Origin of the sequence: Rhodococcus sp. 06-235-1A, from assembly GCF_002258785.1 — a bacterium.
Classification (GTDB): Bacteria; Actinomycetota; Actinomycetes; order Mycobacteriales; family Mycobacteriaceae; genus Rhodococcoides.
In genome coordinates this window covers 44,378-63,966 of record NZ_NOYI01000016.1, presented here as the reverse complement: position 1 = coordinate 63,966, position 19,589 = coordinate 44,378, and the positions used below count along the sequence as shown (strand labels likewise).

The following is a 19,589-nucleotide window of genomic DNA, read 5'->3' as shown; positions in this document are numbered from 1 at the left end:
ATTCGATGCAGGAGCGCGCTGAACTCACTCGCCATTCCGTGATTCTGGGAGCGGCAAAGAGCTTCGAGAGGTTCGGGTACGCAGCCAGTCTGAACACCATCCTCCAGTACTGCAGTGTCACAAAAGGGGCAATGTACTTCCACTTCAGGTCGAAGGAAGACCTCGCACACGCGGTGATCGCGGCACAGCACGACATGGCAATGGAAGGAACCAAAGTCGTTTACGCCCATAGCGATTCTGCAATCGAGTCCTTGGTCTTGGTGAGTCAGGAAATGGCACGACAGCTCATGACGGAACCGATAGCGCGGGGAGGTATGCGACTTACGATGGAGATCGGCAGTATCCAAGGGCCGATCGAGCAGCCCTACCGCGATTGGATCGAGGCGATCCGACAGGTTGCGACTCAAGCTGCAGCAGACGGTGACCTGGTCAAGGGAACCGATATCGACGCGCTGGCGACGTTTGTCGTGGGGTCGTTCACAGGTGTGCAGATCCTGTCCGAGATGTTGACCGGCCGCGCGGATCTCTATGTTCGGTTGCGGCAGATGTGGGAATTGGTTCTTCCAACGATCGTGAACAAGCGAAAGCTTGCGTACATGATGCGCCTGGCGGGTCTGCCTCCTCGGAACTGGATCAATACGCTGTCCTGATCTGTCGGGTTCAATCTCGCTGTGATGCGGCTCGTGCATCAGTGCGCAGTTGTCGTGGTGACGTTGAGTTGCGCTGTAACGCGTTCTGACTGTGTAAATGTCACGCACGACCGTTTCCGCTCATGGTCGGCCGGTGCGAACGAAACGGCGAGGTCGCAGGTGTTGTCCCACTCGGTGAATCTTGGGAATGTCGCTGCCAGGCGCGTCAGTTGCAGAGCAGGATCGTTGGTGCGGTAGCGCAAGGCTTGAATTGCAGCGTCGAAGATGACCATGCCGGGGATGTGGTCGAGGGGGTGGTCGAACAGTGCATAGTTTCTTGGATCCGGTGCGCAGTACAGCTCTTCCGCCGGAAGGTTGACCGCGATGAGCACGTCTTGCTCCTCTGAGCGTCCGACGGAGGATGCTGGGATAACAACGCTGCCTGGCGGCCTAGCTCGGAGATCTGCAACGTAGGTGTCTCGACCAGACCTAATCCGGCTGTACGACTCGGGCGTTACGCACCGTGCGATCGCGTTGCAGTGGGCGAGGATTCGTGGACCTTCGCGCAGCACACCGGCTATGTCGACGCGTGACACTGTCCCGTCTCTCGTATCAACCTGGTTGGTGGTCATATCGAGGACAAGCGGCATGGGCGCTGAGCGGATCTTCAACTCGCCGACGAGTTCGAATTCGAACTGTTCCATCATGAATTTAAAGTGCGGCATAACCGCAAATTTGGTGTGACACAGCATGATCACGGCCTGCCGGAATGACTCCGCAACGACGAGTGGGTCGTGCCGCTTATTCGTCGGCCGGAAGATGCGATGCGAAGCCGGCAACTGCACTGCGATCTGATCTGCTGCGGAATCGCTCAGTCGGTAGTCGGTAAGGAACACCTCGCCGACATGCTGCCGATGCACGAGCTGCCGGGGAACGGTTGACGCGTAGCTCAATTCCATGGGCCACCATCTCAGATCGAAGAAACCAACTGGCCAGAATTGAACCATAAATCATCAGCCGTAAGATGGTCTCATTGCCACCGTGACACCGGAATGGCCTGGCAGCCGGCGGTCACCGCTGCTCAACGAGCACTGACTGCCCCCGGCTTTCGTCAAGCATGTAGTTTTCCTCGAGCGGGGCAGGCGGTGGCCTTACGCCGCAAAGCTGGGCCGTTGCCTTCTGGAGCCCAAACCATTCAGCAAGGTCGGCAGAGACCGCCGCGGCGTCCACTCCAAGTTCTGAAGCTACGTCACCGTATGACCAGTCCGGATGCTCCAGGTACACAAGCACCGTGGCCCAAACAGTTGGGGCCAGCCCGCAGTCTTCCCGCGCTGCAGGTGCTCCCGGGGCGGAAGAGGACGCATGCGGGTTAGCTTGCGACAGTTCCATTACCGGTTTGGCTTCTACCGCCTCGTACCTCCTCGGCGCTCGCAGGATCACTGCAAGCACTTCTGTCATTCCTAAGAGAAAAACCGGTGCCACGGTGGCGATTCCAGCTGCGAACAGGGTAGGCACAGCACCTGGCGTCAAAGACGCGTGATAGGCGTTTCCGAGGATGGACACACTCGCAGCAAAGCCGAGCACCGATAACACGAATTTGCGCCCTCTGACTGTTTGGCCGTCAGTGTGGTGAGACAGCGCTAGCGCGATGACCGTGGTGGCGACAATCGCACCATCGATCACAACTGGTAGGAGCCAGGACAGTGCGGGATCTGTTCCGGCCATAGCTGCCAGCTCCTGAAGTGCAGCGAATGATAACCAGAATGACGAGGCGGCGATGGCGACCGTCAATGCAATACCTGTTACAAGTGCCGCTCTCAGCACCTGAGGATGTACTGCAACCGAAGGTGAAGGGCTTGAATCACCGAGATCGCCGCCACGAGCGCGCATTTGAGCTCCATTCCCTGTCTGGTCACCAGTTGCCGCTTGGCCTCAATCCGCCCAGATCGGACGATCTATGACGGAGTACTTCAGTCCTGCTCTGTTGATGTGCTTGTCGGGGCAACGGCGACGCGACTGAATGGACATCGCGTTCGCTTCTCTCTTGACGTCCGTTCAGTGGACATCGAGGTACAAGCGGAGTGCCTGCTCGACAAGAGCACTTCTGCTCCCTGCGCCCCAATCGCTGGCCAGCTGGTCCAGAACTGCTGCGTCGGTATTGATAACGCCAGCAAGTGGGACTCTAGCCCGGGGCGAATTGTGGCGGCGGCGAGTGGGTCGTCCCGTTTCGACCCGACGGAAGAGCCCGGTGCCCGTTGACACTACGGGCTTCGCCCAATGCCCCTTCAGGTCATCCGCATGCTTTTCGACGGCGTCGAGCACAACCTGCCCGTATGAGCGCGCTGTGGTCGGGTCCGCAGTTCGCTCAGCGAGAGTGAGCGAACGGAGAACGCTGTAGACCTCTTCTGGCAACGCAACCTCGGGCGGGGCAAGACGGGCCACATTCGCCGACGCGTCCTTTTTGGATGACTTCCGTCGCGCGTCCGCGCGCTTGGGTTCAGCGTGCTTGACGTCGGTCTCGAGCTGCGCCAAGACACTTTGAACCGACCGGTCCTCGCGCTCAGCATCTTCAGAAGCTGGTGACGCAGGCTGTGACCGATTGACTTCGTCGACGTCGAATGAACCGGAATCAACGTCGGTTCCGTCTGCAGAATCCGCCAGAGATCCCCCACTGGCCACGGTGGCTTTTGTCTCAACCGCAGAAGCCATCGCAGCTTCCTGCCGCTTCACTTCCGCAGCGGAGCTTGGCGTATTCCCACCGGCAGCAGCCGCGTCGCGGACGAGGTTGATCGGTGGAAGCAGGTCATCCAAATCATCGAGTGCATTCGGATCGAATGCCGCGCGGCGCTTCCTAGCACTCATGCCGCACCACCGTCGACACGATCACGTTCCGCGTTCGCTACCCGGCTGAGGATTTCACGCGTAAGGGCCTGGTAGTCCGCTGCGAGACCGGAGGGATCCCTCGACCACAACCGATCCGCCGCCGTGCCCTTCTGGCGCAGCCGCTTTAGTCGGTTCTTCTGGTCCGATTCCGCAACCTCAACAAGTTCTAGCGGGGTGAGATGTCGCGTACGTAGGTCAACTGCAGCCGCACGGTCGGAGCGGATGAAGGTCTCGAATGGGTCAGCCCCACTTCCCTCGAGCAGGTCGTGAACTTGATCGAATACCTCACGGTTTCGTGCTGTCGCGCGTGGGTTGGTGTCAAACAGGACCACGCCAAGCAGCTGAATCTGAGATCCCGACTTCCTCGCACGCAGATAGCGCGTTGCAAGCAGTTCGACGCCGGACAGGCTGGCATCGTCATCTTTGGTAGGCACCAAGAGGTATCGAGCCGTACCAAGCAACGCTTCGAGCAGAGGAGCGTCACCTGGTCCAGAATCGATCAGAACCAAGTCGTACTTCTCGGTTTCACGTAGGTTGTTCAGCGTTCGTGTCAGGTTGCCCTGCAGATCGATACCAGTTTGCTGCGCGGTGGCAGCAACCGACGTGACCACAGCGAGCGCCGGCCCGCCAGGGATGACGTCCAGGTTCGGACGAACTTCTCTCGTTGGCGTCAACGGCTCTGCGAACTGCAGCGCCATACTGAGCCCCCGACCCTTGTCGCCCTCGACCCCAAGGTCTGAAGAACTGACGTTTGCCTGCTGATCAGCATCCACGACCAGCACGCGCCGTCCAGCAGCTGCCACCATCCCCGCGACGGCCGACACGATGGAGCTCTTGCCTACACCGCCCTTTTGATTGGCCACTAGCACTGTCCGTGAAGTTCCCGTTGTCGTCACGCGCATGAAGGTACCGGACAGCAGCCTGAAGATCAGCCTGCGACACGCACACGTAACCGACTGTTCCTGTTGCCGTAAGTACTGCGTTTGGGCCGTCCGCTCTCATGCTCGGGCCAAAGGTCTACGAACAGGTCCGAACTGCAGCCGCGTACCAAGTCGTTTGCAGGGCGTTTTGTCAGTACTTATGCGCGCCCAGTTTTATAACTGTTTTCAGGGTTAGTTGCATGTGTGTATGTATGGCTGTTCATAAATCTTTTTGTATGCCTTTTTGTTCGGTTGTTTTAATAGCTTGATATCTAGCTATTACAAACGCCTTTGTTATGTACGTTGGCAGGACCGTTCATATGGTGCGTTACAAAACTGCCTAACAGCCCATCTTTAACGCCTTCTAAGTTACCGCTTTCCAGACCTTTGGTACACCCGCCTGTACACCCTTTCGCAAGCCCATACAGACGGCCATACGCACGCCCATACCTAATAGCTATCGTAAGTCCTGGTCACAGCCCTGATAGACCGACGATATCGCGTGGAGCGTGACAAACCGGGCCGAGAGATGCGCCTGCTTCCATCTCGAACATCGTCAGACCAACGACAGGATTACGGCCATTTCGAACAGACATCAGCACTGATCGCCCGCTCCTGACGACGGTCCGAAACGAGCAGAGCACGGAAGGAATCGCAAAGGAGATCCCGCCGGTCTAACAGCACAGTCCGCCTCCAACATCAACTCGCGTCTCGCTAAACAACTGACCTCATCCTGGCAACCAGATCGACACTCCCTTTCCGACCAACCCAACATGAAAGTGCCCGATCACGGAGGACTGACAACACATATAGGCGACGACTGCGTTGTACAGACACCCGTAGGCGCGCCTTCGTGACAAGGACGAGAGAATAACCGCCCGCACCAACCCAGCGAACCTGAGCGCAGATAGCGATCAGGGGACACCCTTGAGACGCACACTGCCCCAGACCCATACGACTGCCCATACATACAGCCATACAACTAACCATACCCACGCCCGAGCATTAGTCACCCGACTAACTTCCCAAATTGCCATGCGGTGCCCGACCGACTCCGCAGAACTCAGTTCCGCCACATGAGACCAAAGGTCGACTGCCTTCTGGCCTGAGAGAAACGGTGGGGGATATACGTCACTGTGACGAATAGCCCCTGCTGTCCGCTGGTTGGACCTGAATCAGGGAGTCGACTGCACAACTGCCGACCAGTCCAGACAGGACAGACCTTGCGCTAATTCCGACACCACCGTCCGATCGTGAACGGGTACTAAGTCGGCCCAACCCCGTAACGATCAGCCGCATAAGGTCGTCAGGCCGACACCAAGCGCAACGCACCCAGACAGATCCCGCTCGACACAACAAATAGTGATGGCACACCAGGCGCGCATTGCGGCCGTATCGTCCCAGCTCAAGCTGCCACGTACCTCTCATAACTCCTGTTGCATCACGCCCTGCCTGAAACCAACGGCCGTTCCATCAGTTGCCGGACGGGCGGTCAAGGTGCTGTCGAATTTTGGTCTCTCTGGTGCGAAATGAGCCCACACATCGCACAACGTCTAGTCACCCGGACATTTTTGGAATACGCACAGGTAAATTGAATTTTCCGCACCGTCTTGTTCAAAAACCCAGTTCAGCACGGTTTTGCGCTGTAATCGTGTCGGTGACCTGCGCTAGGCTGCTTCTATGGACTTCCGGCCAGGCCGCACACCTGCGACAGTTACTTCCGTCGGCATCCCCGAAGACGTTAGGCCCGTAGCCGTCGAGCCCGAGATCCCACCCGCCGTCGCGAAGCGGATCGCGAGTGCCGTCCAGTCCTCCCGCTCCGAGGGAACCCGTAAGACGTACGCAGCCGCGTGGAGGCGCTTCACCAGTTGGTGCGAGGCGAATGGTCACGTGACATTGCCGGCGCACCCGATCACGATCGCTGCCTACCTTGTCGATGCCGCCGACACTCGAACCGAAACAGGGGAGCGCGCATACGCCGTCGCCACCTTCGCTACCTGGATCGCCGCGATCAACCACCACCACCGCACCACCGGACACCTGTCCCCGACAGCACACGAACTCGTCACCGCGTCACTCTCGGGGATACGACGCGAGTACGCCGCGGCCGGGGACCGACCCCGCACCCCGCGGGACCCGCTGTTGGTCGACGACATCAAATTGCTCGTCGCGACCGCGAGGGAAGGGTGCCGAGGCTGGGCCGACGAAGTGCTCGAACGCCGCGATTCCGCGATCCTGCTGCTCGGGTTTGCCGGCGCGTATCGCCGCAGCGAGTTGTCGGAGATGGTGTGCGGGGACGTCACCGTACATCGGCACGACGGCCTCCACATCCGGCTACGCAAGTCGAAGACCGACCAAGAGGGCAGGGGAGCAGTGAAAGCCCTGCCGTACACCGACTCCCACGACACCTGCCCACCCTGCGCGTACGTCCGCTGGGCGCAGGTGGTCGCCGCATTCGACGCCGGCGGCAGGCCCTCGGTCATTCGGCTACTCCGCAAGCGGGAGCCGTTCGACGGGCACGTCTGCCGCGGGGGAGTACCCCGCACCGCCGCTCGGGCACCCCTACTGAGGTCAATTGCGAAGAACGGCAACCTCGGAACTACGGCCCTATCCGGAGCCGCGATCCACCAGACCATCCGTCGCCGCGCAGAACACGCCGGATACGACCCCTCGGTGCTGACAAAGCTAGGCGGTCATTCACTCCGCGCTGGGTTCGTTACGCAGGGCACCCGCAACGGTGCGGACGGCTCTGCGATCGCCCGGCAGACCGGCCACGCCAGCCTGGACTCCGTCGAGGTGTACCGCAGGGAACATACACCCCTTATCGGCAACGCCGTCACCAGCATTGGCCTGTAGGCCGATACCTCTGTCCACGGCCACCTGACTAGCTCAAACCGAATATGCGCGACTGTCATCCCAGCGTCAGCGCGCCTGCCAATACACCATCCTGCTATTCCCAAGGCTCCGCGCGCCCGATACTGTTACCGAGTGAGCGACGCATCTGACCAGCGGCAAATATCAGCTATCGATTTATTCTGTGGCGCTGGAGGGTTGTCGCTTGGCCTTAGGCAGGCTGGCATCGAGATTGCTGCTGGAATCGACAATGACACATCCTGCAGGTACGCCTTCGAGCAAAACATAGAGGCACCGTTCATCGAAATGGATGTCCGAGATGTGACGGCTGCCATGCTCAAACAGACCTGGAAGCCGGGCACCGTCCGACTCCTCGCTGGATGTGCTCCCTGCCAACCATTCTCGCCGTATCGCCGAGGCGCAGACACCTCGGGTGACGAAAAGTGGCCGCTGCTGGACGAGTTTGCGCGACTCGCGAAAGAAACTCTGCCAGAGTTAATCACCATGGAAAACGTGCCACGATTGGGCGGAACTCCAGTCTTCGAGAGGTTTGTCCAGACTCTTCGCAGTCTTGACTACTGGGTATCGTGGCAGTCATGCTACGGGCCAAGCTTCGGACTTCCTCAGCATCGCCGCCGACTAGTTCTAATTGCATCACGGCTTGGCCCGCTGGAGGATTTACTTCCAGACTCAAACCCCGGACAAACGTCCGTTCGTAACGCAATTGGCCATCTGCCGCCGCTTGAAGCAGGTCAGGTTCACGGGGACGATCCACTTCACGTGGCGCGAAAATTATCCGACATCAATATCAAAAGGATTCAAGAGAGCACCCCCGGCGGCACTTGGCTAGAATGGCCGGAAGCACTGAGGGCACCATGCCATCGCAAAAAATCCGGAGCGTCATTCAGGAATGTTTATGCGCGCATGCAATGGGACCAACCATCTCCAACAATCACAACACTTGCGTACAACTTCGGAGCAGGCCGTTTCGGTCACCCAGAACAAGACCGCGCCTTGACCTTGCGTGAAGCGGCTGTCCTGCAAGGGTTTCCAAGCGACTATATCTTCACACATCCAAATGATCCCGTCACGTTTCTCCGGGTAGGTCGGATGATCGGAAACGCGGTTCCGCCACCAATTGCCCAGTCGGCAGGTAACCATCTCTCAGATCACGTTGCCAGCACCAAGCCAATGAGACGTCGCAAACGGAAGGCCGTAATATGACCAAGTACAGAATGCGCGTTGATTTGTCTGTGCTTGATTCCCTGGGTATCAATCTTTACAGCAATGCGGCCGCGGTTTTGTCGGAATTGGTGGCCAATGCGTACGATGCGGACTCGACGGAAGTTTCAATCACTTGGACCCGCGGAAAGCAAGTTGTCGTCCAAGACAACGGTGTTGGCATGACCGTTGACGAGATGAATGACCGGTTCCTGAAGGTTGGATATAGAAAGCGTGATACTGAAGGTGACACATCGACAATCTGGAACAGACCTTACATGGGCCGGAAAGGGATCGGTAAGCTATCCGTCTTCTCTATAGCGGAAGTCATCACCGTCTACTCGACAAAGAATGGGCGGAGCAACGGTTTCAAGATCGATATCGATTCGCTGCGAAGCAGAATCGACGCTGGTGGAAATTACGAGCCAGATGAGGTCTCGGTCCCGCCGGAATATGCCAAGCAGGGAACAGTATTAGTACTTGATTCCCTAAAATCCAAACGCGCAGACCTCACAGCCTCCGCTTTACGTAAGCGATTGGCACGTCGGTTCGACGTCATGGATCCGACCCCTCCTTCGGACGGCGGCTTTAGGATTGTCGTCAACGGCAATGCCGTAAACTGGGCCGATAGACAGGAATTGAAGAAGCTCCAGTTCATCTGGGAATTCGGGAAAGAAACACTTCCTGCCAGCGCCCTACCCCCTGGGATCACACGATTCGTTATCGATGAAACAGTGAACCGGGTCGAAGGCTGGACTGTACGCGGGTGGTTCGGAACAGCGCGTAAGCCAACAGACCTAACCGATGATGACGAGGCTGGCTCACTCAAAAATATAATTGTTCTCGCACGTAAGCGGCCCATACAAGAAGGAATAATAGAAAAACTCGACTTTAGTCGTGTCTTCGGAAATTACGTGACGGGGCAAGTCGAAGCAGACTTCCTCGACTCGAACGATGCTGACGACATCGCGACAAGCGACCGGCAACGGTTGATCGAAGACGACGACCGTGTCGTACAGCTTCGCGACTTTCTACGCCAGGCATTCGTAAAGGCATCTGAGACATGGTCAGAGAGACGACCCAAAAAGGAGGTTCCAGACGCACTATTAAAGTACCCCCGTCTAAAAGAATGGATTCAGACTCTTGATTCCTACCAAAGACCCTACGCTGAAACTATGATCGGCACGATTGCCGGCTTGGAGTTCGAACCGAAGTCGGAGTCCCAGCGAGCCGACTTGTTCCGATCCGGAATCCTTGCTTTCGCAAGGGTAGGGCTCCGTAAGGCCACTGAAGATTTGGACGCGTTGTCACGTGTAACCGCTGAGGACATTCTTCCCCTTATGGGTCAGCAAGACCAGTACGAGGCAGGGTTATGGGTAGATATCCTACGTTCGCGCGTGGAAGCGATTTCTGCATTCGAGGAACTCGCGAATAATGATGAAAAAGAGAAAGTTCTTCAGCTACATTTATTCGAACACCTATGGCTCCTCGACGCTTCTTGGGAACGTGCCACGAAGAGCGAGCGTATGGAGCAGTCCCTGAAGAAGATGGCTAAGGCGGACTTTGATCTAACCGACGAAGAAATGGAGGAGCGGGGTCGCATTGACATTCGATATGCCACTGCGAGCGGTAGGCACGTCATTGTAGAGTTAAAACGCTACTCGGTTAAAGCCGATGTCGACGATCTTCGTCAGCAGGGCGGTAGATATGCCGTTGCGTTGCGTGATGTGCTCGCCGCGCAGGGTGTTAGCGATCCTGAGATCGAGGTGGTATTTATCATTGGCGCGCGGCCGCGGGTAACTGCAAAAGTTATGGTTTCCGATAAAGACTATATCGATACGACCTTGAGCACCATTAACGGGCGTTATGTACTATACGACCAGTTGATCAAGAACGCCCTGAACCAGTACGAAGAGTACTTAGCTGCATCGCAGGACGCCAAGAAGCTGGACGAGCTGCTCGACTCCATCAAGAATCCTCTAGGGTCTGCACCAAAATCGTGAGAAATTGGGTAGCGGGTTAGTACGGCGCGCCGTCAATATTTCTTGACGGTGCGGTAACTGGATGATCCATCTGCGCAGTAGGGTCGGGCAATGTCGTTGACTCATGAGTGGAACCTCCTCGTGACTGCGCTGAGTGACGTGGCACCGGTGACGGCGCGAACGCTCAGGCCATGTGCGTCAACGAGCGCGGCGAAGCGGGCCGAGGCAGCGACGGTTCCGTGGCCGGACGAGCTTCGTGAGTTCTTCGGCCTTCACGACGGTCAGAACGAGGTCGGCGGCGCGGGACTCGTCGTTCCGGCTGGACGTCTGCTGCAGGTCGTGGAGATACCTCGACGGCATTCCGACATGGTCGAGGTCATGGCGGATATCGTTGCAGCAGAACCAGATATGTACGACGGGACCTACCCCGAGATCGTCGGCAACCTGGTCGAGGCGGGTATCGAGGCAGAAGACCACCTGTTCCTACCGGGGTACGTCCCTATCGCGGCATGGGATTCGAATCTGATGTATTGCGACACCCGTTCGGGAGAGATGCGGGGGAGCGTGTTGTACCGATCAGACGACGGCGGGCACCTGGGTGTGCCAACCTGGCCGTCTTTGGAAGCATTTGTCCGCGACGTCAGGTTGGCCGTGACCGATCAGATATCGATCGGCTGGCACACCGCTACGGTCGACAACGGGTGCTGGACTGGGACATCGTCGAATGACCGTGCGGCAGGGCAAGAGCGCCGAGATGGCGGTACGGGCAGCGACGCCCCGCCTTGGAGAGCCACCCCGCGAAACACTCTGGTGTTGCAGTTCGCGCTCGCCGGTGTCGTGCGGGCGATGCCGTCGACGCGCATGCGTCCCACGTTAGTGGCGGGCGACCCTCGGCGGCTGTCTCTGATCGGGCGGCATTGAGCCCGGTACCGTCGTACCTGTGACACCGAGACAGAGCATGGTGAGCAATTACAGCTACCAGTGGTCGCTGTTCGCCGACTGGTGCGCCGCGGCCGACGTCGAGGCGCTACCCGCGTCGCCGATCACGCTGGCGGAGTTCCTCGCCGAGAACCCCGGCGGCGCCGCGGTCCAGCTGCGCCGGGTGTCCGCGATCAACCGCGCTCACCTCGACGCCGGTCAGCCGGCTCCCGGACGAGTCACGTCGATTCGGATCGCACTGGACTCGGCCCGTAGCGACAGAATGATCCAACGTGCCGAGCAGTACCAGGTGATCGCGGCCGGTCTGACGACCTCTGGATCGACGGCTGCACTGTTCGGCCGCCGCGACGCCGTTCTTCTCGTTCTCGCCGGAGCGGGCTTGTCCTACAGGGCTATTGCCGAGCTCGACCGCACAGACATCACCACCAGGGGCGACAGTGTGTGGATCGGCGGCCGCCACCGAATCCGCATCGCCCACAACGCCGCCGCCGGTTTCGAGCCGGCCACGATATGGGATCGGTGGCACACGGTTCTGCAGTTCTCCGAGCACTATCCCTCGACGACACTGTTGGCAGAACATCTGCAGCGCAACACGTTTCCCGATATGGCCGGACTACCGCAGCGCCGCGGTCCGGTCGCGGTGTCGATCGACCGGTGGGGCCACATGCCCTTGCCGGTCACGGCAATGACCGCAGCCGAGGTCGGAGCGGTGATCGCGGGGCACCGCACCGGCGTTTCTCCACTGCACACCCCACCTCGCCCCATCATCAGACCGTCCGACAGCAGCGATCAGAGTGACCCGATCGGCGCTCCGGAGCCGGTCGCCGCGGAGCTCGACTCCGGGTACTACCGCTCGGGTGTCGAGGCACGTCGCCGCGCCCACACGGCGCTGGCCGATGTACCGGACATGGTCGATGACGTGGAGGACCGCATCGAACAGCTCCTGAACCGCACCCTGCAACTCCTTGAGTCACCTGCCAGCGGTGGTAGCACCTGACATGGTGGGCTCCACAAGATTCGACACGCCGGGACCCCCGCCGTAGTACACCTCATCGAGCACAGCAGCCGGACACCACCCTCATTGCTTCAACGTGGGCCCAGCACCTCAACGCAGAACGGGCGATAAACGACGTGTGGCCTAGGGGCTCAGTGCCGAACCCCGCACACTGTCAACATCCCTTGACGGTGCTGTAGCGCTTCCCGCCCATCAGGCAAAATCTACACCGCAAACGCGGCGCAGTATCCCTTTCGCCCCAGCTACATCTTGCCGACCTAGTGCGCCCGGATCTACGCCAAGCCGCTCCTATCAGATTGTATCCGCAAATATCAGAGAATATCTAATACATCTAGATACAATGCGATAGTCTGAGACTATGGAGTACGGATTGAACCCCTTCACACCAGGATCTGGCACCCGGCCGCCCGAACTCGTCGGGCGTACTGCCGAGCTCGAACGGTTCGACTTGTTGATCGCGCGGGCGAAGCAGCGGCGTTACGACCGCGGGTTGATGCTGCAGGGACTCCGGGGGGTAGGCAAGACCACGCTCCTGGCGACGATGGCGGACCAGGCTCGCCGCCACAACTGGGTGGTGGTGGAGGTCGAGGCCCAGACCAGCGTGGAAGGTGCCGAAGCTTTGCGGCGTCGTATCGCGAAAGATATCTCTCGCGCTGTCCGCCGTCGTCAGTTCGCCGGCCCGGTAGCAGACAAGATCCGGCAGTTGACCGAAGAGTTCTCGGTGTCTGCCACTGCGTTCGGTGTCGGGGTCGAGCTCGCTCGTTCAGCCGGTACCGAAAAGTTAACCCTGGGGGTCGAATTCGAGGACCTCGTCGAAGATCTCACCGAGGAACTCCGCAAGGACGGCACCGCGCTGGGGTTGTTCATCGACGAGATGCAGGAACTCGAACCGGCTCTACTGCAAGTGATCCTGGCGACCCAGCACCGTGCAGCCCAGCGTGAATGGGCCTTCTTCGTGTGTGGCGCAGGCCTGCCGAACCTCGCGCAGGCATTGGCAGATGCACGGTCGTACGCCGAGCGCCAGTTCGACTACAGGACCATCGGTCCGCTTGCCGACGATCAGGCCCGCGATGCGATCGTCACACCCATCACCCGGCTGAACCAGAACATCGACACCGAAGCAACCGACTACATCGTCGCGGCGAGCGATGGATACCCGTACTTCCTTCAGGTGTTCGGTCACGAGCTCTGGCAAGCAGCCCAGCAATCCCCGTTCACCCTCGCCGACGCCGAAGACGCCGTCGACACCGGCCACGCCTCCCTCGATTCCGGCTTCTACAGCTCGAGGTGGCTACGGGCCACCGAGGCAGAAAAGCGCTATCTGGTCGCCATCGCACGCAGCGGAACCGACACTCCGCGAACGGCAACCCTCGCCGAGGCCCTCGGATCGAACCCGCAATCGATGGCACCGCACCGTGACTCCTGCATACGCAAAGGACTCATCTGGTCTCCAGCGCGCGGCCTGGTTGCGTTCACCGTCCCCGGGATGGCGGACTTCATCCGCCGTCAGCCCAACGCACCAGCCATCTGACCTCACCACGAACGTCATCTGGGTCGACATCGAGCACGTCGGCCGCTCACACAGCCCGGCGTCGCCACACAATGACCGGAAGTGCGAAAACCCAGTTCGGTCCACCGTTGCCGTGTCCAGCCGCGTAGAGGGGCGGGCGAGCAACGCAAACTCAGACCGGGTCTCGCGTCTGCCCTGGATTCGTGGCCGGTACACAGTGCGTCAGAACGGATCTGGTGGGCCAGTGTTCATCACCGCCAGAATGTAGTCGTGGTCGGGTGGATCGGCCAGGTGGTCATCGGCGATCGCGAATACCGACCGATCCGGCTCCGCCGGGGTGCGTGCCTCCTCGCGGGCTGCGAGCCATTCTCGCCAGACGATGCGTTCGGCGCGGTGGCGCACGATGCGGGCACGCACAGCCGACGTGAGGCCGTGGCGATGGCCGATATCGTCGAGTTCGACCGGCCCGATACCGATGTGGGCGTTCTCGACCGTGAGCAGACCGGCGACGCGCAGATCCAGCAACGCCTCGTACCCGCTCGTGCGTCCGACCCCGATGGCGGTGAACAACTCCTCCGGGGTCTGCGGTTCTGCTGCGGCGAGGACTGCGTCGTAGAGGATGCGGTGACGCCATCCGATGACACTCCATGCCGGGTGTACCGATTCGACCTCTGCTGGTCCTGTCGAGGTCTCGATTGCCGTCCCCCGTGCCGCATGGGTGGGTACCAGCGCATACCGGTCGGGGTTCTGGCCAACCCCGCGTTCGATCAACAACAGCGGTGAGCCTTCCATGTCCCGCAGTCGCTCCAGGACCGACCACACCGTCGATTCAGGCAGCATGCCCGCGGCGATAGACAGTGAACGGCCACCGACACCGACAGTGGGAACACCTTCCACTATCTGCCCAGACACTGCCGCAGCCCACGCCAGTGCTTGAACTACTGCATGGGTAGTCCACCGATCTCGCCGATGAAGAAACTCGGAAGCGACCCAGGTTTGAGCGTGGGTAAGCCAAGAACGAAGTACGGGATCGTAGGTACCCCCTGTGTGCTTTTGCTTGTGCCTGGTATCCCGGACTGGGTCCGGGATAGTTGATGCGGCCCAGCTGAGGGCGCGGGCAGTGTCGCGGCGGATGGCGCGTTCGGGTTGGGCGTAGCGGGCGTACGCGGCCCGCACACCCGCCCACGCGGGTTCGGCGATGCGGGCAAGGATGTCGGCGGTGCTGGCACCGGAGAGGACGGCGTGGGTGATGACGGACTGGCGTGCTTCCGAGCGTGAGGGCCAGCGGCGGGTGTCGATACGGCCGGTACGGGCGAAGTCGAGGACGCAGCGCGGCGGCGGGGCGGAGCGGCAGAAACGCGGATGCAACCGGGCATCGTCACTGTTGCCGAGGACGCGTTCAGCCGACGTCTCGGCGTGGATGTGGGCGTCGATCGGGCTGGTGATCGCTCGCCCCGTCCCTCCGAGCAGGGCTTCGAGCCGCTGGAGTGTGCCGGCATCGGACCCGACGGTCAGGATGTCGGACGCTGCCGCCGGGTCGAGGTCGACGAGGGTGCGGTAGCCACCTTCTTTACATTGCGAGCCCGGCACGGTGATGCAGCCGGTAGCGTCGTTGGTCATCGGTGTGATGTCCAACGTGGGAAGTCGCGCTGAGAGAAGGCGCAACAACGGCCGGACCTCGTCAGCAGTGACTGTTTTTCCCGGTGCCAGCGGTATCAGCACATGTCTGCCGCCGCTGGTCGATTGATCGACTACTGCGCGGCCACCGCATTCGGTCAACCACGCAAGCAGACGCGTCACGTCGGCGACAACGGAGGCGTGGCCGTGGTGTTTGGTGTCGAAGTCCAAGGCAACGATGCCGGCGCGCCCGCGTGAGAACAGCGGCACAGCGGCTGGCAGCGCCGGCCTTTTGATCGTCAACGGCCCCGCGGACACGTATTTACGCGTCGCCGGGTCGTACAGCCTCATCGATCGGCGCGCAGCAATGGCCGGTGCGAATCGATGCCACAGCCGGTCCGCAGTCGCATCAGGATGGACGACACGAGCATTCAATCTTGTACCTACTTCAGGGCACGATGTACCCTGAGACATGTCCGCCAAGACAGTCCCTTCGGGGAAGAGCAACACAGAACGAGTTGCGAGCTAGTCACTCGCTTCTCTGACTTCAGAAACCCTCGGCCCGCACGCCGGGGGTTTTTGTCATCTCAAGGTGCCGCGCAGATTTAGTTGGTCGTATGACCCAAATGTCGGTTTAGGGTCAAGACAGCTACGCAGTCAACGGCAGCACCCCCTGCTCTCGCGCGCGATTGAGCTCGCGCGCAAGATCTTCCCGGTCGCTAGCAATCGCAATAAGATCGGCAACGTACTGACTCAAAGACGTAGCGCCAGCCGAGCTCCGCTGTGCCTTGAGCGTGTCAATCAGCTCTGACGGCAGTCGGACAGTCAGCGACGTCCGGTCACCCTTACTGGGCATCGGCATGGCACGGCCTCCTTCGTCTTCGGTCCCAACCGGAGTCCATCCTGAACCAGAATCATTTTCGAAGCGCTGTGACACGCCGAGAGTGTTGCAGCGAATTACATCAGTGTGATCCGACTGGACAGTCGGGACTGGTGAGAGTTGGCCCGGGCCGTTCAGCAGTTCGACATGCCTGATGTTCTTGACAAAGGCCCTTGGACCCCGAACCCGCGTGACGCTGCCTTTGGGCTGGTCAGGAAGTTGTTCGAAGATGTTCACGAGGTCGTCGGCGCTCATCGCGCCTCCGTCGCGCATCGCAAGTAGCTGAACGCCGGAAGGGACTGCCCCGGCTTTGGATGCTCCTATTGGTGTCAAGCGGTTTCTGCGAGTTGTCCCGTCAACCAGTCGCGGTAGCGCGCGGCGAAGTCGTGGTTCGGTTTGATCGCTCGTTCCGTGCGCGATATCGTGGTGAGAGAAACGGCGAAGTGGTCGGCGCAGGACTGCATGGACAGCCCGGCTCGGTGGCGGAGTGGCCGAAGGTCGTCGGTCCCTTGTACGGGTTTCGGGTCGGTCAGAAGCGAGTAGATCTCTCGGGCGATGTGCCGTTTGAGGCAACGCCGAACTTCCCTCGGCGATTTTCCTTCGATGGTTCTGCGCGCGACGTAGGCGCGGGTGCGTTCGTCGTTGGTTGACCGGATCATTGCTATGCGCCAGAGTGCGTTGTTGGCTTGACGATCTCCTCCGCGATTGAGTCGGTGTCGGATGTGTTTCCCCGAAGATGCCTCGATCGGGGAAACGCCACAAAGAGCGGCGAATGATGCTTCACTGTACAGTCTTTCGGGATTGTCGCCCGCGGTGACGAGTAGTGTCGATGCACTGTCGACGCCGACGCCCGGTGCCGCTAACAACGAGGGGTTGACTCGGCGCACCAGGTCCGTCAACTCACTTCGGAGCCGATCCAGCTCGCGCTGCTGGGACAGAATCTGCCGTGAGAGTGAACGCAGCGTCGATCTGAGGGCCAACCGAGCGTCCGCGGGCGCGCCGGCCGGGATGCGGAAGCTCGAGCAGTGGTGCAACAAGGCGCCGGTGGTCATGGGCTCGAGCCTGTCGCGTAAGTCGGGTGGAGCGCTGACGATGATGTTGCGTAGCGAATTAGTCAGTGCTGTCGAGCATTTCCTCAGTCCAGTCAGTGTCACACGGAGAAGACGGATCGATTCGATTGTTCCATCATGCGACTTTGGGACGGCCGCGGCGGTGCCGGCGAGAGCAGCCCGCGCCGCAGCTTCGGCATCGATCGCATCGGTTTTGCCGCGCAGTCTCCGCATTTGCCGGTTGGGCCGGTTCACCTCGACGACCTCGAATCCTCGGTCGCGAAGGAGTCGGGTGATGGCAACTCCGTACGAGCCGGTGCCCTCGACTCCGATCCGAGCGATGTCGTGGAATGACGTAATCCACTGCAGTAGAGCATGATAACCGGCCCTTGTCGTTGCGGCTGTGAATGTATCGAGCAGTCGACCCAGATGGTCGACGACCGCGACGACATGAAAATCCTTGTGCGTGTCGATTCCCGCATAGACCGCGTGGGTGACTGATTTCTCGGACAATTTCTACCCCATCCCGTACTCGGTGGACGTCCTGCCGTCCTATCGTGTGGTCGCCGAATGGGGTTAGTGGACAAAACACTAACGATGAGCTCAAGGCTCCTATGAGGTCACACAACCGAGACTCGGCGACGCCCCGACTCGGCCGCGGTGGCGAGGCGGGAGCGTCGAGCAACGGCCGCCGACAAATCCAAAGAAAGACATCGTTCAGTCAGTTGACATTCGAGTCAGACGTCGCTGCTCGACGCTACAACCATTATTAGTGTTGACATCTGATCTGTGAGGATCGCTCCTCACGGTGGAAGGATGTTCATCATGCCGAAAGCATTTCCCGAGGAGTTCCGCCGCGACGTCATCGCCGTCGCACGCAAAGGCGAGGCCCCGCTGCGTCAGATCGCGAAGGACTTCGGAATCTCCGAAGGTTGCCTGCACCGCTGGCTCAAAATCGCCGACCGCGACGACGGAGTCGAACGCGGCACCGCCACGAAGACAGGCCTCGACGAGTCCGCCGAGCTGCGAGAAGCCCGCAAACGGATCAAGCTGCTCGAGCAGGAAGCCGAGGTCATGCGTCGCGCGGTTGCCTACTTGTCCCGGGACGTCAACCCAAAATGATCTACCCGCTGGTCCTCGACCTTGCTGGCGACGGAGTCCCCGTCACAGTGACCTGCCGGGTTCTCGGTTTCTCCACCCAAGCGTTCTACAAGTGGAAGAAACAGCCAGTCACGCAATGAGATTGGGATGATGCGCATCTGATCAACATTGCTCGTGAGATCCACGCCGACGACCCCGCATTCGGTTATCGCTTCATCGCAGATGAGCTACCCGACCGCGGCATCACCGCCAGCGAGAACCGGGTCGCGCGGTTGTGCTCACAAGAACGCATCTGGTCGGTGTTCTCGAAGAAGCGAGGCCTGAACAGGAAGGCCGGCCCGCCGGTCCACGATGACCTCGTCGACCGTCAGTTCACCGCACAGGCCGCGGACGAGCTGTGGCTGACCGACATCACCGAACACCGCACCGACGAGGGCAAACTGTATCTCTGCGCGATCAAGGACGTCTGGTCGAACAGGATCGTCGGCTACTCGATCGACTCCAGGATGAAGGCCTCGTTAGCGGTGTCCGCATTGGATAATGCTGTGGCGCAAAGAGGCTCGGTGGGGACTATCGTTCACTCGGATCGCGGTAGCCAATTCCGGTCCAGGAAGTTCGTACAAGCGCTGTCGCGCAACGGGTTACGAGGTTCTATGGGGCGGGTCGGGGCGTGCGGTGACAACGCCGCGATGGAGTCGTTCTTCGCACTCGTGCAGCGCAACGTCCTCGACCGCCAGCGGTGGTCGACCCGCGAGCAACTACGGCTGGCGATCGTGACCTGGATCGAAAAGACCTATCACCGCAAACGCCGTCAACGACGCCTCGGCAAGCTCACTCCGATCGAGTTTGAGACAATCAACCGGACCGCACACGCGGCCTGAATCACTCAACCCCGACAGTCAACTGAACTCGGGGCAGTCCCGAATCGCGTAGCTGGGTCAGCACTGATAGTGGCGTGTCCCCAGTGAACGGAGCCATCTCGTTTTAGAG

General features: G+C 60.1%; 14 protein-coding genes and 1 pseudogene. 8 read left to right on the top strand and 7 right to left on the bottom strand.

Annotation, left to right across the window (positions count from 1 at the left end; genetic code table 11):
* The first annotated feature begins 5 nt into the window (after positions 1-5).
* Positions 6-650, top strand: a complete 645-nt coding sequence (locus CH275_RS16670) for a ScbR family autoregulator-binding transcription factor (RefSeq protein WP_094679459.1) — start codon at positions 6-8, stop codon at positions 648-650.
* 38 nt (positions 651-688) lie between these two features.
* Here CH275_RS16670 and CH275_RS16665 read toward each other — a convergent pair whose 3' ends face one another.
* From CH275_RS16665 to CH275_RS16650, 4 genes are all read right to left on the bottom strand, one after another.
* Entirely contained in the window at positions 689-1,588 is a 900-nt protein-coding gene (locus CH275_RS16665) for a ScbA/BarX family gamma-butyrolactone biosynthesis protein (RefSeq protein ID WP_179276192.1), read from the bottom strand.
* Between the two features lie 112 nt (positions 1,589-1,700).
* Positions 1,701-2,519: a DUF2637 domain-containing protein gene (locus CH275_RS16660; RefSeq protein ID WP_094679457.1), complete on the bottom strand. Its 819-nt coding sequence runs from the start codon at positions 2,517-2,519 to the stop codon at positions 1,701-1,703.
* 165 nt (positions 2,520-2,684) lie between these two features.
* The gene (locus tag CH275_RS16655; RefSeq protein ID WP_094679456.1) at positions 2,685-3,491 is read right to left on the bottom strand and encodes a hypothetical protein; all 807 of its coding nucleotides are present in this window, start codon (positions 3,489-3,491) and stop codon (positions 2,685-2,687) included.
* Entirely contained in the window at positions 3,488-4,414 is a 927-nt protein-coding gene (locus CH275_RS16650; protein WP_094679455.1) for a ParA family protein, read from the bottom strand. The genes CH275_RS16655 and CH275_RS16650 overlap by 4 nt, the downstream gene beginning before the upstream one ends.
* 1,698 nt (positions 4,415-6,112) lie before the next feature.
* Between CH275_RS16650 and CH275_RS16645 the strand changes: the two genes are divergently transcribed.
* The 6 genes from CH275_RS16645 to CH275_RS16620 all read left to right on the top strand — a co-directional run bounded on the left by CH275_RS16645 (position 6,113) and on the right by CH275_RS16620 (position 13,973).
* Positions 6,113-7,288, top strand: a complete 1,176-nt coding sequence (locus tag CH275_RS16645) for a site-specific integrase (protein ID WP_094679454.1) — start codon at positions 6,113-6,115, stop codon at positions 7,286-7,288.
* Between the two features lie 132 nt (positions 7,289-7,420).
* Entirely contained in the window at positions 7,421-8,509 is a 1,089-nt protein-coding gene (locus tag CH275_RS16640; RefSeq protein ID WP_094679453.1) for a DNA cytosine methyltransferase, read from the top strand.
* The gene (locus CH275_RS16635) at positions 8,506-10,509 is read left to right on the top strand and encodes a BbrUII/HgiDII family restriction enzyme (RefSeq protein ID WP_094679452.1); all 2,004 of its coding nucleotides are present in this window, start codon (positions 8,506-8,508) and stop codon (positions 10,507-10,509) included. Before CH275_RS16640 ends, CH275_RS16635 begins: the two co-directional genes overlap by 4 nt.
* Positions 10,510-10,599: 90 nt before the next feature.
* Entirely contained in the window at positions 10,600-11,409 is an 810-nt protein-coding gene (locus tag CH275_RS16630; protein ID WP_094679451.1) for an SMI1/KNR4 family protein, read from the top strand.
* A gap of 19 nt (positions 11,410-11,428) precedes the next feature.
* The gene (locus CH275_RS16625; protein WP_256991069.1) at positions 11,429-12,424 is read left to right on the top strand and encodes a hypothetical protein; all 996 of its coding nucleotides are present in this window, start codon (positions 11,429-11,431) and stop codon (positions 12,422-12,424) included.
* Positions 12,425-12,800: 376 nt separating this feature from the next.
* Entirely contained in the window at positions 12,801-13,973 is a 1,173-nt protein-coding gene (locus tag CH275_RS16620; protein ID WP_094679450.1) for an ATP-binding protein, read from the top strand.
* 201 nt (positions 13,974-14,174) lie between these two features.
* Here CH275_RS16620 and CH275_RS16615 read toward each other — a convergent pair whose 3' ends face one another.
* The 3 genes from CH275_RS16615 to CH275_RS16605 all read right to left on the bottom strand — a co-directional run bounded on the left by CH275_RS16615 (position 14,175) and on the right by CH275_RS16605 (position 18,011).
* Entirely contained in the window at positions 14,175-16,004 is a 1,830-nt protein-coding gene (locus tag CH275_RS16615; protein WP_143546800.1) for a hypothetical protein, read from the bottom strand.
* 214 nt (positions 16,005-16,218) lie between these two features.
* On the bottom strand, positions 16,219-16,704 hold the full coding sequence (locus CH275_RS16610; protein ID WP_143546799.1) for a hypothetical protein: 486 nt from the start codon (positions 16,702-16,704) through the stop codon (positions 16,219-16,221).
* Between the two features lie 74 nt (positions 16,705-16,778).
* Entirely contained in the window at positions 16,779-18,011 is a 1,233-nt protein-coding gene (locus CH275_RS16605; RefSeq protein ID WP_218828801.1) for an IS110 family transposase, read from the bottom strand.
* Positions 18,012-18,323: 312 nt separating this feature from the next.
* Here CH275_RS16605 and CH275_RS16600 point away from each other — a divergent pair.
* A pseudogene (locus CH275_RS16600) lies at positions 18,324-19,480 on the top strand (IS3 family transposase).
* Positions 19,481-19,589: the final 109 nt, after the last annotated feature.

What these genes read in the sequence shown, in the direction of transcription:
- CH275_RS16630 (WP_094679451.1), top strand. Translation starts at nt 10,600, where the DNA reads ATGTCGTTGACTCATGAGTGGAACCTCCTCGTGACTGCGCTGAGTGAC.
- CH275_RS16620 (WP_094679450.1), top strand. Translation starts at nt 12,801, where the DNA reads ATGGAGTACGGATTGAACCCCTTCACACCAGGATCTGGCACCCGGCCG.
- CH275_RS16610 (WP_143546799.1), bottom strand. Translation starts at nt 16,704, where the DNA reads ATGAGCGCCGACGACCTCGTGAACATCTTCGAACAACTTCCTGACCAG.
- CH275_RS16635 (WP_094679452.1), top strand. Translation starts at nt 8,506, where the DNA reads ATGACCAAGTACAGAATGCGCGTTGATTTGTCTGTGCTTGATTCCCTG.
- CH275_RS16650 (WP_094679455.1), bottom strand. Translation starts at nt 4,414, where the DNA reads ATGCGCGTGACGACAACGGGAACTTCACGGACAGTGCTAGTGGCCAAT.
- CH275_RS16670 (WP_094679459.1), top strand. Translation starts at nt 6, where the DNA reads ATGCAGGAGCGCGCTGAACTCACTCGCCATTCCGTGATTCTGGGAGCG.
- CH275_RS16645 (WP_094679454.1), top strand. Translation starts at nt 6,113, where the DNA reads ATGGACTTCCGGCCAGGCCGCACACCTGCGACAGTTACTTCCGTCGGC.
- CH275_RS16665 (WP_179276192.1), bottom strand. Translation starts at nt 1,588, where the DNA reads ATGGAATTGAGCTACGCGTCAACCGTTCCCCGGCAGCTCGTGCATCGG.
- CH275_RS16660 (WP_094679457.1), bottom strand. Translation starts at nt 2,519, where the DNA reads ATGCGCGCTCGTGGCGGCGATCTCGGTGATTCAAGCCCTTCACCTTCG.
- CH275_RS16655 (WP_094679456.1), bottom strand. Translation starts at nt 3,491, where the DNA reads ATGAGTGCTAGGAAGCGCCGCGCGGCATTCGATCCGAATGCACTCGAT.